The organism is Actinosynnema sp. NPDC050436, from assembly GCF_040655415.1.
Lineage (GTDB): Bacteria > Actinomycetota > Actinomycetes > Mycobacteriales > Pseudonocardiaceae > Actinosynnema.
This window is the reverse complement of the sequence record NZ_JBFAJV010000032.1, coordinates 17,186-30,976: the sequence shown is the minus strand read 5'-3', so window position 1 is coordinate 30,976 and position 13,791 is coordinate 17,186. Positions and strand designations below refer to the sequence as shown.

General features: G+C 71.1%; 13 protein-coding genes and 2 CRISPR repeat arrays. Of the genes, 7 read left to right on the top strand and 6 right to left on the bottom strand.

The genetic code is table 11. The annotated features are described in order from the left end of the window. Positions 1-97: 97 nt before the first annotated feature. Positions 98-2,748: a CRISPR direct-repeat array (repeat unit 27 nt; unit sequence GGACCACCCCCGCTCGCGCGGGGAAGA). 241 nt (positions 2,749-2,989) lie between these two features. The 3 genes from AB0I60_RS37315 (at position 2,990) to AB0I60_RS37305 (ending at position 4,923) form a co-directional block, all read left to right on the top strand. Beyond that, entirely contained in the window at positions 2,990-3,319 is a 330-nt protein-coding gene (locus AB0I60_RS37315; RefSeq protein ID WP_360738954.1) for an SPASM domain-containing protein, read from the top strand. Between the two features lie 87 nt (positions 3,320-3,406). After that, a complete protein-coding gene (locus AB0I60_RS37310) occupies positions 3,407-4,072 on the top strand; it encodes an AAA family ATPase (RefSeq protein ID WP_360738950.1) in 666 nt (221 codons plus the stop codon). Next, positions 4,069-4,923 carry a phosphotransferase gene (locus AB0I60_RS37305; RefSeq protein ID WP_360738948.1) on the top strand — a complete coding sequence of 285 codons (855 nt, stop codon included), beginning with the start codon at positions 4,069-4,071 and terminating at the stop codon, positions 4,921-4,923. The genes AB0I60_RS37310 and AB0I60_RS37305 overlap by 4 nt, the downstream gene beginning before the upstream one ends. 140 nt (positions 4,924-5,063) lie before the next feature. Here the strand turns inward: AB0I60_RS37305 and AB0I60_RS37300 are convergent, their stop codons facing one another. Continuing rightward, positions 5,064-5,315, bottom strand: coding sequence for a hypothetical protein (locus AB0I60_RS37300; RefSeq protein ID WP_360738946.1), 252 nt, complete (start codon positions 5,313-5,315; stop codon positions 5,064-5,066). 229 nt (positions 5,316-5,544) lie between these two features. On the opposite strand from AB0I60_RS37300, the gene fxlM reads away from it, so the two are divergent. Further along, positions 5,545-7,032, top strand: coding sequence for a methyltransferase, FxLD system (fxlM, locus tag AB0I60_RS37295; protein WP_360738944.1), 1,488 nt, complete (start codon positions 5,545-5,547; stop codon positions 7,030-7,032). Positions 7,033-7,177: 145 nt separating this feature from the next. Further along, a CRISPR array of direct repeats spans positions 7,178-8,305; the repeat unit is 23 nt; unit sequence ACCCCCGCTCGCGCGGGGAAGAC. A gap of 340 nt (positions 8,306-8,645) precedes the next feature. Here fxlM and AB0I60_RS37290 read toward each other — a convergent pair. After that, the gene (locus tag AB0I60_RS37290) at positions 8,646-8,804 is read right to left on the bottom strand and encodes a hypothetical protein (RefSeq protein WP_360738942.1); all 159 of its coding nucleotides are present in this window, start codon (positions 8,802-8,804) and stop codon (positions 8,646-8,648) included. A 148-nt stretch (positions 8,805-8,952) separates the two neighbouring features. Between AB0I60_RS37290 and AB0I60_RS37285 the strand changes: the two genes are divergently transcribed. Further along, positions 8,953-9,273, top strand: coding sequence for a hypothetical protein (locus AB0I60_RS37285; protein WP_360738939.1), 321 nt, complete (start codon positions 8,953-8,955; stop codon positions 9,271-9,273). 665 nt (positions 9,274-9,938) lie between these two features. Here AB0I60_RS37285 and AB0I60_RS37280 read toward each other — a convergent pair. From AB0I60_RS37280 to AB0I60_RS37270, 3 genes are all read right to left on the bottom strand, one after another. Then, complete coding sequence (locus tag AB0I60_RS37280) at positions 9,939-10,304, bottom strand: hypothetical protein (RefSeq protein ID WP_360738937.1); 366 nt, start codon at positions 10,302-10,304, stop codon at positions 9,939-9,941. A gap of 58 nt (positions 10,305-10,362) precedes the next feature. Continuing rightward, on the bottom strand, positions 10,363-10,638 hold the full coding sequence (locus AB0I60_RS37275) for a hypothetical protein (RefSeq protein ID WP_360738934.1): 276 nt from the start codon (positions 10,636-10,638) through the stop codon (positions 10,363-10,365). 1,228 nt (positions 10,639-11,866) lie between these two features. Beyond that, positions 11,867-12,223 carry an SH3 domain-containing protein gene (locus tag AB0I60_RS37270; protein WP_360738932.1) on the bottom strand — a complete coding sequence of 119 codons (357 nt, stop codon included), beginning with the start codon at positions 12,221-12,223 and terminating at the stop codon, positions 11,867-11,869. Positions 12,224-12,435: 212 nt separating this feature from the next. Between AB0I60_RS37270 and AB0I60_RS37265 the strand changes: the two genes are divergently transcribed. Beyond that, positions 12,436-12,666: a hypothetical protein gene (locus AB0I60_RS37265; protein ID WP_360738930.1), complete on the top strand. Its 231-nt coding sequence runs from the start codon at positions 12,436-12,438 to the stop codon at positions 12,664-12,666. Positions 12,667-12,781: 115 nt separating this feature from the next. Next, entirely contained in the window at positions 12,782-13,102 is a 321-nt protein-coding gene (locus AB0I60_RS37260) for a hypothetical protein (RefSeq protein WP_360738952.1), read from the top strand. Between the two features lie 56 nt (positions 13,103-13,158). Here AB0I60_RS37260 and tmk read toward each other — a convergent pair whose 3' ends face one another. After that, complete coding sequence (gene tmk / locus AB0I60_RS37255) at positions 13,159-13,785, bottom strand: dTMP kinase (RefSeq protein WP_360738928.1); 627 nt, start codon at positions 13,783-13,785, stop codon at positions 13,159-13,161. Positions 13,786-13,791: the final 6 nt, after the last annotated feature.

Sequence of the window (13,791 nt, the reverse complement as noted above, 5' to 3'; positions counted from 1 at the left end):
CCTGTTCGCCATGCTCCGCAACAAAACCCACTACCGACACCCCGGGACAACTCCTGCCCCGGCTGCGGCTTGACAACCACATAGGGACACCCCCCGGGGACCACCCCCGCTCGCGCGGGGGGAACCAGGTGGTGTGGGAAAACTGGCTCGCCGGTGAGGGACCACCCCCGCTCGCGCGAGGAAGACCTCGGGACGCCGCGCGGAAGCTTGCTGAGGAGCGGACCACCCCCGCTCGCGCGGGGAAGACCTGCGCGCCAGGACGTCGGCGACGCTGATGTCGGGACCACCCCCGCTCGCGCGGGGAAGACCGGATGTACACCAGCGACGCGGAGCACCACTTGGGACCCCCGCTCGCGCGGGGAAGACTCGGTGACCATCCGCAGCGTGCCGACCGGGGCCGGACCACCCCCGCTCGCGCCGGGAAGACCTCGCGCCGCACCTGCCCGCCCTGGTCGACATCGGATCACCCCCGCTCGCGCGGGGAAGACTAGACGTTTGGTGCGGTGCCGCCGAGCGTAGCCGGACCAGCCCCGCTCGCGCGGGGAAGACGATCACCACCGCCTGCGCCCGGCGCTCATCCCGGGACCACCCCCGCTCGCGCGGGGAAGACATCTCGTCGGAAACGGTGATGTCGACCCAGTAGGGACCACCCCCGCTCGCGCGGGGAAGACGTCGTGCTGGTCGGCCGCGTGGCGCTGATCGACGGACCACCCCCGCTCGCGCGGGGAAGACCCGTCGACGCCGCCGAGAAGTCCGGCAAGGCCAGGACCACCCCCGCTCGCGCGGGGAAGACGAAGAACGCCGCCGCGCGATCCTGCGTCCCGTCGGACCACCCCCGCTCGCGCGGGGAAGACCAGCGCTGGCCCTTGCGGCGGGCGAGGGTGCGCGGACCACCCCCGCTCGCGCGGGGAAGACGTCGACGTGGACACCGACGCGGAGCGCGAGGGCGGACCACCCCCGCTCGCGCGGGGAAGACCCGGCCTCGCGGTTGAGCGGGTCCTCCAGGTACGGACCACCCCCGCTCACGCGGGGAAGACGGCGAGCTCAACAACACCGCCGTGCCGCAGAAGGGACCACCCCCGCTCGCGCGGGGAAGGCCGCAGCAGGTTCCGGTTCATAATCTCTGCCCCTGGACCACCCCCGCTCGCGCGGGGAAGACGATCTCCATGGCCCGGTCTGTCGCCACGTCCAGCGGATTACCCCCGCTCGCGCGGGGAAGACCGTTTGCGTCCATTCTTCCAGCCTCCCGGGCAGGGACCACCCCCGCTCGCGCGGGGAAGACGGGCGACCGGCACATCACGTTGCAGGCCATCGGCGGACCACCCCCGCTCGCGCGGGGAAGACGGTCTGCTCGTCGACGCCGGCGGCGCGGGCGAGGGACCACCCCCGCTCGCGCGGGGAAGACTCCGTGGGGTCGCTGGGGTTGTCGAGCGTCCTGGGGCCACCCCCGCTCGCGCGGGGAAGACACGCAGGTGCGCTCGTCCAGCAGAAAGCCGGTGGGACCACCCCCGCTCGCGCGGGGAAGACCAGGCACAGCCGCGCCGTAGTCATTGTCGTCCCGGACCACCCCCGCTCGCGCGGGGGAGACATCGCCCTCCGGAGCCACCAGCCACACCGCGCGGGGACCACCCACGCTCGCGCGGGGAAGACGCAGGGATGAGCCAGCACCGTGAAGCACGAGAGGGAACACCCCCGCTCGCGCGGGGAAGACCTCGGCAAAGCCCGGCAATGAATCGCGGCTGGGGGACCACCCCCGCTCGCGCGGGGAAGACCTGGGTGTGCGGCTCAACGTCGCCAGGGCGCACGGACCACCCCTGCTCGCGCGGGGAAGACCGCGTCCTCTCCGTCCACGACCCGTGCGTGCGAGGACCACCCCCGCTCGCGCGGGGAAGACGAGTCCGTGTTCTCGTGGTGCGACAGGGCCTCCGGACCACCCCCGCTCGCGCGGGGAAGACGCCCTCGCCGTCGCTCGCGGCGCGCTGTTCGCGGGACCACCCCCGCTCGCGCGGGGAAGACTCCGGGAGCTGGTCTACCTCGATGACGCGGGGCGGACCACCCCCGCTCGCGCGGGGAAGAGGTGTTCGACCAGACCGCCGACATCGGGGCGTTTGGACCACCCCCGCTCGCGCGGGGAAGAGCGGCCGCCACCTGGGCGCGGGTGAGGCCGGCGCGGGACCACCCCCGCTCGCGCGGGGAAGAGGGCGGACCGCCGACGGCGACCGCGACCGTGCACGGACCACCCCCGCTCGCGCGGGGAAGAGGGCGGCGGCATGTGCTGCGCCGGGGCGGCGGTGGGACCACCCCCGCTCGCGCGGGGAAGAGTTCCCGGCAGCGGCCCGGACGAGGATTCCCGGCGGACCACCCCCGCTCGCGCGGGGAAGAGACCGACTCCGCGATGGTCAACTTCCACAACCGCGGACCACCCCCGCTCGCGCGGGGAAGAGAGCGGTTCGCCGACGGCGGCATCGTCGGCACCCGGACCACCCCCGCTCGCGCGGGGAAGAGATCTTCGCCCAGCCGGCCAGCGCCTCCAGGTCCGGACCACCCCCGCTCGCGCGGGGAAGAGAGCTGGTAGCGCTCGCCGTTCATCACCATGTCGGGACCACCCCCGCTCGCGCGGGGAAGAGTTCGACAACCGGCAGCCCCTCGTTCCCGCCGAGGGACCACCCCCGCTCGCGCGGGGAAGAGACGCGGTCAACCCGGAGACCGGCAAGGTCAGCGGGACCACCCCCGCTCGCGCGGGGAAGAGACTTCTTGACCAGTGAGTTTACAGCGAGGTGAGCCGGTTTTCATTCGGTGCGCTCCGGTTCCGTTTAGCTGTGCTGTGAGGCTGGGTAGTGGTCGACGCCGTTGGCACGCAGTCACGCCTTCCTCGCCGGCGGCAGTCCACCCGTGTTCGACCGTTCGTCCCGAGTCGACCTCACTGGGCGTGCGGGGCGAGATACGGGTTGACCACCTGTGCCAGGTGGGCCGCGGCGTGCGAACCTTGATGCCGGACGCCTCGCAACTGTGCGGCCAGTGCGGGCGGGGCTCGGCGGCGATCGCACCCGACGGCCGGGTGTGGCCGTGTGTGTTCTCGCGGTGGCTCACCACCGGAAACGTACGAGAGGAATCGCTCGCGGAGATCCTCGGCGGTCAGCGGTGGCGGGAAGCGACGGCGGCCCTGGCGCGGCAGTTCGACGCGGCGGGCAAGCCGCCCGCACCGCCGTGCGATCCTCGATGCGGCCCGAACTGTGGGCCGGCGTGCAGTCCGTCATGCCGGCCCACAGGCGCCGGCCCCTGCGGACCCAGGGGCGGATGCCAGCCGAACTACGATTAGGGAGTGTGAGTGTTCGTCCGTCGCGCCTATGTGCCCGAAGGCCTTCGACCGGCAGGCCTCCGACGTTGGCCGTACTCGGTACCCGCCGTGGCCGAGGTGGTCGAGCACGGTGTCGAGTTCACGCACCCGGTGACGTTCCTGGTCGGTGACAACGGGTCGGGCAAGTCGACCTTGGTCGAGGCGATCGCCGAGGGGTTCAAGCTCGACGCACGTGGCGGACGCGCCGCTCGCAAGGCCGGTCCTGCGGACCCGACGAAAACCGCGTTGGGCGAGGTGTTGCGGTTGGAGACCAGCGCCCGGGGTGCTGCCATGCTGGCCGGGCCGCGGCTGCGGAAGAAGGGGTTCTTCCTCCGCGCCGAGACGGCATTCGGCATGACCGAGAACCTCGGCGGTGTTCCGGGCTACTGGGAGGAGAACACCGCCGAGATGAGTCACGGCGAGGGGTTCCTCGCCGTGTTCCGGGCGATGTTCCGCGACCCCGGGTTCTACGTGATGGACGAGCCCGAATCGGCGCTGTCGTTCACCGCCTGCCTGCAACTGGTCGCCCTCATGCACGAGTTGGGGGACAGCGGGGCGCAGGTGGTGTGCGCGACGCACTCGCCGATCCTGGCCTCGACCCCCGGGGCGGACATCATCGAGGTGGGGGAGCACGGGCTGCGGCGGGTGAAGTGGTCCGACCTCGCACTCGTCGACCACTGGCGTCGGTACCTGGAGAACCCGAGCGCCTACCTACGTCACCTCACCGACTCGTGAACGCCCACCTCGCCGCCGAACCGGCCGGCGACCCCGACGCGGTGTTCCGCAACTTCCAGCGGCACAACCTCGGCCGTGCCGCCGAGCACTTCGACCTGACGATCACGGGAACACCGTTGTTCGGGTGGCGGTTGCGGTCGATCAGCGCGCCCGTGACCGGGCGTGGGAGCGACTGCTGGCTGCGGGTCGTCTCCGAAGAACCCCGGTGGGCGCGGGGCGACGGCTGGACCGGCAACGCCGACGCGAACGACCTCGACGACATCCCCAAGCCCCGGATGCTCGACTCGTGTGAATGGGCGGAAGGCGACTGGCGCATCCAGCGCGCCGAGGTTTTGACCAGGGTTGCGGGGGAACCGTGCTCGGCCACCGACGTGCTACGCACGGTGCCGAGCCTGTCGGAGGGGCGGTGGTCCGAACTGCGCCGCTCGTTCGACATCCTCAGCACGGCTCCCGCCACCCGCACTTACGCGGATCAGGACCGCGTCACCGATCGGATCACGGCGCGGTTCGGCACGTCCGTCGACACCACCGTCACGCAGTGGGCGACGGTGCACGGTGACATCCACTGGTCGAACCTCATGCGCCCGGCGCTCGCCATCGTCGACTGGGAACTGTGGGGACGCGGCCCGGCCGGGGTCGACGCGGCGAGCCTGCTGTGTCACAGCCTCCCGGTCTCCGAGGTGGCCGACGAGGTGCGCTCGCGGTTCGCCGACGTGCTCGACACCCCGACCGGCAGGGTCGCGCAGTTGTACGTCGCCGCGCGACTCCTGCGCAGAATCGACGGCGGCGACTACCCCGACCTCGCCGCACCACTCCACCGCCATACACGGACACTGCTCCACACCCCGTAGCGACCGACGGCAACACCCGGCTCCGCCGCCGACTCGCCGACGACGGGCACGCTGTCCCCGGTGAAAGACCCTGGGGGCTGGAGGCCGGCAACTCGGACATCGAGACCGTGCCAACCAAAACCTCAGCGGCCGTTCCGGTGCTACGGAACCCCCACATCGCCCGCGTCCACCAACTCGCCGCCCTCGCCCTCAGCGACGGCCGCCGCCAGCGCGCCGCGAAGCACGCGCTGACCGCGTGCGTCACCGACGAACGACAACTCGCCCTGCTCACCGACGCATCCCTCTGCCACGGTAGGGCCGGACTCGTCCAGACCGTGCGCCGCGCCGCCGACGCGGGCCCCGACAGCGAACCGGCCGCCCGGCACGCGCAGCTGCCCGCCCGACTCGACCACGGACCACACCGCCGACCGCCGCGCACATGTTGCCGGCTGGTGCCCAGGAGGAAGAGGAGCGCACCCGTCCCTCCACTTCGCCGCCTGCGCCGGGAAGGACACCCGGTTCCTCCCTCGGCGGTCGACCATTTCAACAATGGTTGCGGAGAGTAGCAGGGTCGATACAGTGTCGGCCCATCCCACTGCGCTGGCACACCCCGACATGATCTACGAGGACCAGAGGACACCCGTGACCGACAGCATCCGACCTTCCACCGCCACCACAGCCGAGCACGCTCCTGCAGCCGCCGTGCACCTCAACGAGCGGGACGACCGCGCCGCCGCGGACCCGGAAGTGCTGCGCCGGGCCATGCTCGATGAACTGCGGACGCTCGGGGTGGTGCGCGCCGACGGCGTGGTCGCGGCGTTCCGCGCGGTGCCGCGTCATCTGTTCGCCCCGGAAGCAACCCTGGAGCAGGCGTACGCGGCCACCAGGTCCGTGGTGACCAAACGCGGCGCGGACGGGGCGGCGTCGAGCAGCGTGTCCGCGCCCGCGATCCAGGCCGTGATGCTGGAACAGGCCGACCTGCGCCCCGGGATGCGGGTGTTGGAGATCAGTTCCGGAGGCTACAACGCCGCCCTGCTGTCCGAGATCGTCGGCTCCGCGGGGCGGGTGGTGTCGGTCGACATCGACCCGGAGATCGTCGACCGCGCCGGCCGGCTGCTCGCCGCGGCCGGGTACCCGCGGGTGCGGGTGGTGCACGGCGACGCCGAACACTCCGTCCCCGGCGAGGAGCCCTTCGACCGGATCGTCGTCACCGTCGGCGCGTGGGACCTGCCGCCCGCCTGGTGGGAGCAGCTGGTCGAGGGCGGCCGGATCGTGGTGCCGCTGCTGATGCGCGGCACCACCCGCACCGTCGCGCTGGAGAAGGCCGACGGCCTCTTGGTCGACCGCGACCACCAGCGGGCGGGGTTCGTGGCGATGCAGGGCCTGGGCGCGCACGAGGAGACCTTCCTGTCCCTCGCCGACGGCGACCAGGTCGGGCTGCGCGTCGACGGCCCGGCCGACACCGACCCGGCACTGCTGGCCGCCGCGCTGCACGCACCCAAGGCCGAGGCGTGGTCCGGGGTCGAGGTCGGCGGCACGGAGCCGTTCGACGACCTCGACCTCTACCTGGCCACCCGGCCCGGCCGGTTCGGGCTGCTCCAGGCACTCCAGCCCGCCGTCGAGGCCAAGCTGGTCAGCAGGTGGGCGCGGTGGGGCGCACCCACCTTCTACAGCGCCACCGGCTTCGCCTACCGCGTCACCCGCCGCGTCACCCGCCGCGTCCCCGACACCGACCGCGCCGAGTTCGGCGTGTTCGCCCACGGCCCCGACGCCGCGCACCTGGCCGACCGGGTCGTCGACGCCATCCGCGCCTGGGACCGCGGCCACCGCTACACCGGGCGCCGCGCCCACATCACCGTCCACCCCGCCGCCACCCCCGACCAGGCGCTGCCCGCCGACGGGATGGTCCTCGACCGCCACCACGCCCGCGTGGTCGTCACCTGGCCCACTGTCCCCGACCACGCGACACCCTCGCACACCACCTCGGTGACGAGAACCTCCACCACGGCCTGCTCGACGGCACTCCAGGACTCGCGCTGGCCCTCCACGGCATCCTCGAACCCCAGGCCGACATCGGATGGGACCGATGCCTCCTTGTCATGTGACCAGGTCGCCACTCGCACCTCCTGATCGCGTCGAGCCACCCGATACCCCGACCCGGGCCGCTCGACACAGCAGCCCGCCCGCACCGCGCACACGAGGCGGGCGGGGCCCAGGTGGTGGAGGGTCGCGCGGGGAAAACCGGTCCGGGGTCGGGCCGAGATTCGGGCGCGGGGGACCACCCCCGCTCGCGCGGGGAAGACGGGATGGAGGCGCGGTCAAGCCGCAGCGGCGGGGGACCACCCCCGCTCGCGCGGGGAAGACCAGAACCCGTTCGCCTACGTCGCCCTGACCGGCGGACCACCCCCCGCTCGCGCGGGGAAGACGCCTTGGATTTCGGACTTGGTACGGGCTTCACCGGATTACCCCCGCTCGCGCGGGGAAGACGACCGGCACCGCGTAGTCGTGGTCCGCGCCGGCGGACCACCCCCGCTCGCGCGGGGAAGACAGGCCGTCCGGCAGTTCGATCCGGCCCACGACCGGACCACCCCCGCTCGCGCGGGGAAGACATCGCCGACGTGATCAGGGACTTCGGCGACTACGGACCACCCCCGCTCGCGCGGGGAAGACCTGCCGGCCACACCTCCGTCGAACTCCACCCCGGGACCACCCCCGCTCGCGCGGGGAAGACGTGGGGTGGCCGGGTCGGTCATCGTCACTCTCCGGACCACCCCCGCTCGCGCGGGGAAGACGGTGGCCGGCTCTACGCCTCGGACGCGTTCCCGGGACCACCCCCGCTCGCGCGGGGAAGACGCCGGGTCGACCGGATTCGCGGAGAACGTGCTGGGACCACCCCCGCTCGCGCGGGGAAGACTGCTCCAGGAACGTCCCGCTGATCGGTGCGGACGGACCATCCCCGCTCGCGCGGGGAAGACGTCGGCTCGGCCGGTGGCGCGTCCGCCAGGAACGGACCATCCCCGCTCGCGCGGGGAAGACCGCGATGTGGGTTCCGGCGGGCAGTTCGCCGCGGGACCATCCCCGCTCGCGCGGGAAAGACCTCCGCGCCGCCCAGGCGGCCATGGCCCTGTTCGGACCATCCCCGCTCGCGCGGGAAAGACCTTCGGACAGGGCATGTGGAACACCGCGAAGACGGACCATCCCCGCTCGCGCGGGGAAGACCCGTCGCCACACCTCGCCGTCCAGGTCGGACACGGACCATCCCCGCTCGCGCGGGGAAGACGTGTGGCCGGAGCAGTCGTTCGGCGGCGGCCTGGGACCATCCCCGCTCGCGCGGGGAAGACCCGGGTCGGCTTGGTAGACCGGCACGATCACCACGGACCATCCCCGCTCGCGCGGGGAAGACACTTCTTGACCAGTGAGTTTACAGTGAGGTGAGCCGGTTTTCATTCGATGCGCTCCGGTTTCGTTTAGCTGCGGTGTGGGTTGGGGTAGTGGTCGGCGCGGTTGGCGCGGAGCCACTCCTTTCTCGCCAGCGACAGCCCACCCCTGTTCGATCGTTCGTCTGTAAACGACCTGTCCGTCGCACGACTCGGCCGGGTCGACGACGATGATCGTTCGACAGCGCCGCCAGGTCGGGCGCTGGGGCGCAACTTCCGCGCATTGGGTAGCACATGCTTCGGCGCCTGGTTCTGATCTTTCGGTGCGTGGTGCTCCGGCCATGGCCACCCACTTCCACGAGCGGGTTACCGAGCAGCGGTCGAGCCGTGGGCGTGGTCGTAGCGGTAGCCCAGGTCCGCGCGGCGGGCCCAGCTGTGCTCGACCTGGTCGGGGTGCAGATGCCGGACCAGGTCGAGCACGCTGTATCGCGTGGTGAGGCCGGTGTAGAAGGACATCGTCTCCAAATACCGTCCCTGACCCGGTGGCTGACGTCAGCGCCGGGCCTACGCGGCATACGGTGCAGAGAAGCCGGGCCGGTTGCGACGTCGGTGCCGGCGCAATTACTGCGGTATCTCCATCGGGTGACGGGTAGGGCGGGGATGATCGTGCCCTATGGGCGAGCGACTGCTGGGCGACCTGCGCGATTGGTACGAGATGGACGGCTCCTCTTTGCGGCACCTGGTGGCCGACCAGCTCGCTCCGCGCTCCGCGGCCTACGACCTTGCGGCGATCGCCATGGAGTACCGGGCCGTGCTGAACCAAGCCTTGGATGAGCACGGCTTGGTCCTGGACGAGCGCGACCAGTTGGCGATCGACGCGGAGTGGATCGACGGCGACGAGCTGCGGGCCCTGATCCACGAAATCTTCGACCGGGCCGATCTGGCGAGCGTCGCCGACCGCCACCGCCGTCCACCGGCCGACCGAGAGGGATAGCGCGGGCGCGTTCGACAGTGACGGGCGGACTGTCCCCGTGCCTGCGCCGGAGGGGTCCGCGTAGACCATCCACAGGGGCACGGTTCGCTGCCACGGCGAGGGAGGATGACTTCACTGATGGCCACCGCAACCATGCCGAGGTGCACATGCCCACGTTCCGCTGCTCCGGTCGAACTCGGTCCACGTCGGAATCCTGCTGGTGTAGGCCGTGGAGGCTTCGCGCTTCCACGACCCGACCGGCGTGGACCGACGAGTTCTGAGCCTGAACCCCACCGCCGGACGTGGGCAGGCGGTGACTGCACGACCTGCCGTCCTGGTGGCAAGAGGCGTGGGAGCTCCTGCGGGACACGGCGGCCGTGCTCGGCGAGGTGGTCTGCTCGCCGGCTCCGGAGTCGGTGCTCTGCATGCGGTGTGACGCGTGCCGCCGGGTTCGCGGTGGCGAAGCGACGACCGAAATGTCGGCGGCGTCGTTGCTCCTCTCCGGCGCGCCGGCACGACCACCACATGCCGCTCCGCTTGACGGAGCCCCTCGCGTCTCGTCCGGGATTCCTCCCGTTGTCGCCTGACCAGGTCACAGAGCACCGCCGGCCCTGACCGCTTTCGTGCCGACGGTGCTCCAAGGCGGGGGCTGGCCTTGGGTCCGTTCCCGGAGTCACAGCCACAGGTCAGGACAGGTGCTGCCTGTTCATGGTGATCTGGACGGTGCCGCGCCGAATCCGTTGCCGCGGACGATGGCGGGAGGGCGCCGCGTCTGCCGGCGGGTGCAGGCAATGGCTGTCGCGGTACCGGAACACCAGCGGCGCGACGGTCGGGAGGAACAGGCCAGCGTCGGGGTATCGGAGTATGCCGCAGCGGGCGAGCTTGCGGAGCACGACGGCGACCTCGGTGCGCCGCGCGGGGGCGGCGGGGCTAATCGGGTCGGTCACCTCGTACGGCAGCCGCATCCGAAGCGGTTCGCGCAGCAGCGCCGTCAGCGTCCGGTCGGCGACCGATCCGTGCTCCGACTCGTGCTCCTGGGGCGGACCGTGCACCGGGCCGCCTGAGGGTGGAGCGGACAGCAGACGCAGTCCGGCCCGGCGGACTGCAGGGTCATCTCCAGGACACCGAGCGCGTCCCCGTCCCAGCGACGACGGCCTCGTACACGCAGTCGTCCGGCCTTTCGGCGAGTTCGCACAGCAGGGTCGTGGACAGGTGGTAGAACCCGGTGTCCGACAGTCTGTCTGCCAGGTCCCACGCCTTCCGGCCACGTTGTAGCAGAGTGCGGTGCAGTCCGCGCAACGCGCCGACGTCCACCGCCTCCGCTCCGTCGCCGGCTTCGACTACGTACGGGGACGCCAGCTCCGCCAGCCGTCCCGGGAACGCCATCGCGGTGACGGGGGTGGAAGGGCACTTCCTGCTCGATCAGACCCGCTCGGGATCGTGCCGCTCATCGCGCGACTGGCGGTGTGGTTGGAGGAGGGGATGTCGCGGGCTGCCGGCCACGCAGGCCCTGTTTCTGGTGATTGGAGAGACGGTCCCGGTACGCCCCGCGCCCGTTACTCCCGGCGCGCTGGACCCGCGCTCCCGCCACCGACCGGCGCGAGGCATTCGGGTCCGCTCCTGGGCGGTCGCGCGAGGGTGCCGGCGACAGTGGACAGGGCCGTGGTGATCCGCGCGGCGAGCCGGTCGGCGTAGGCGCACTTCGCCTCGGCCCCGGCCCACCACCGTATGACCGCCGGGGGTCGCAGACCAGCCTGGTCCGCTTGGCCAGCCGCAGCAGCAGGTCGACCTCGGCCGTGATGTCGGCCAGCAGCAAGAGGGAGAGACACAGGTCCGGGTCGGGTTCGGCGTCGAGTACGACGAGCCGGCGGGCAAGGGCGGACGCGTCTCGGCAGTGGCCGAGCAACCGCGCGAACATCGCGCCTTCACGGGTGCTCTCGTCCGGACCAGGGTGTAGTACCTCGAAGAAGAGCAGGGCCGAACCCAGGCGCCCGTCGGCTTCCTCGAATGACGAAGTGATCACGCCCCACTCTCGCGCCGGCACCGGGCCGTTGCGGACCACGACCCGCCGTGGGTCCCCCGATCGGTGAGTGGAAAGGGCTGGCGCACGTCGTCGCCGAACACCTCCGGTCGAGGGGGCGGCCGCAGTCCATACCGGCGATCGAACAGCGTGCGAGAACGCGCTGCCCACCTCCGGTTCGCCCACCGGTGGGCGAACCGGAGGTGGGCAGCCCGGATCGGCCGCCGCCTGGGACGCGCGATAACGCCTCCGGCCGCCCACCATGGACAGGCGGCGATCACCCGGAACGCCGACCCGGTGATCGCAGACGACGTGTACCAGGTTCGGCGTAACATTCTCGACGCCCGCACGCCGCTGAGCGTTGTCCGGCACCGCAGTGCTCTGTTCGGCATTTTGCGGTGCAGGACGACTTGGTGCAGCAGGGCGGCGGTGGTGACCAGCGGTGCGTTCACCCCGTGCGAGCCGGTCGGCCTGTTGGCCGTCGGGCTCTATGGCGTTGTCGACTCCCGCGACAAGGTGCTCGACACCTTGTGCGAATGGCGGAAGGTGTTGTGGGTGTGCGCAGTCGCGTGGGTTGCGGGGTGGTCATCTGCCTCAGAAGTTGCAGGGGTTGGGTGAAATGTAACTCGCCGTCACCCAGCCCTTTACGCCGGTCTTCAGATTGCGGATGTGTGCGAAGGTGTTGCGCGTAGGAGCGCAGTACTCGGTGTCCACCCCGTCGCCGGGGTAACCCAGTCCCAGAACCGTCGATGTCGTATCCGCTCGCAGGCGGATACGTACGCCGGCGGTGTTGAAGTCGCCGGGGTATTCCTCGGCCGACGGGGCAAGCACCGTCATCCGAGTGGCCTCTTGTGCGGTCTTGCCGAGCGTGGTCGTGGACGACGGCACCACGCCGTGTGCGATACCCCCCAGCCCCATGCAGATGACGATGCTCGTCACGATGGAAGCCATCGTTCGCGCGAACGTACTCGACTGGATCTTTCCCATTGATACCCCTCCCCGGGCGTCATATGGAATGAACTCTGTGTCGTGGTCCCCGAGCCCAAGGTCCCACAGCGCACAAGTGCGGGGAACCGGTTCCCGACCGGATCACCCGAACGGACGGCCCATGCGCGAATGGGGTGGGCAAGCCCTTCGCGGGAGACGGTGAACGAGGCCGACGGGTGATCACCGGCCCGTTCACCACGTACGTCGCGCTCGGCGAGCACGACCATGCCCGCTCGGCCTGGCGCGAAGCCCTGACGATGTACCGGCAGCAAGGCCGCGAGTCGGACGCCGAAGAGGTACTGCGGCAACTCGACGCCCTCGACCGCGCGGAAACACCGACCTCAACGGGGACGCCGCAACCCGCCCAGGTCACCACTCCTGCGCCCACGACGTCGGCCGGACCTTGAGGAAGTGCCACGACCTCTGAGACTGATCAAGGCGACATCACAGTGGGACAGCTCAGCAGGGTGCAGGTCGCAGAAGATCGGTATGCCACGCGCGGCGTGACCCCTACACCCTGGCATCGCCCGCGCCCATCAACTCGCCGCCCTCGCCATCGCCGACCATCGCCGCCGGCGCGTCGCCGAACACGTACTGACCGCCTGCGTCACCGACGAACGACAACTCGCCCTGCTCACCGATGCTTCCCTCTGCCATGGTCTGGCCGGGCTGGTCCAGATCGTGCGCCGCGCCGTCGCCGTCGCCGGGCCCGACAACGAGCCGGCTGCCCGGCTCGCACAGTTGCATGGCCGACTCGACCACGAACCGCACCGTCGACCGCCGCCGCCGGCGACGGGCTGCTCGACGATGTGCTCGTTCAGGCAGACGGTGGCGAGCTGGTGAAGGGTGTCGAGCTCGCGCTCGACGTCGGGCGCGGCCATCGTCTCGACCATGCCCACTCACCCGGCAGCCGGAGCGGAGAAGGTGAGCAGCCGGTCACGGATCAGCGCCGCAGACTGCTCGGGAGGTCGCTTGTTCACGTCCACCCGCAGTACGTCGAAGCCCACCTGGAGCAGTCGCTCGGTGGCCTGGCGGTAGAAGTGGGTCTCAGCGTGCGAACTGCCTGGCGAAAGCTGGAAGCGATTGTGTGGCCCACACTCCTGGAGGCGTTCGGAGATGACCTCAGGGTCGGCTTCCAGGATGATAGCGAGGTCCGGCCGCTCAGCCTGTGCGTTGAGCTCCCAGAGGAAGGCAGGTGCAACCCCGTCGAAGCGCTGCATCACCAGACCCGACGGGATGTACCTGTCGCTCAGCACGACACGGCCGGCCTCGGTGTTGGGACGGACTTCGGCCTCGAGGTGGTGGTAGCGGTCGGCCGCGTACAAGCAGGCGAGGGCGTGACCGGTGGTCACCTCGGTCAACTCCCGGCACAGCGCGCCGATGGGACCTTCGCTTGGCTCAGCCGTGACGTGGACATCTTCGCCGGCAGCGACGAGCAGTTGGGCGAGGTGCCGGACGATCGTGGACTTCCCGGCGCCGCTCGGCCCGTCGACGCTGACGAACAGGCCGCGCTGGTGGTCAGACAAGGGCCT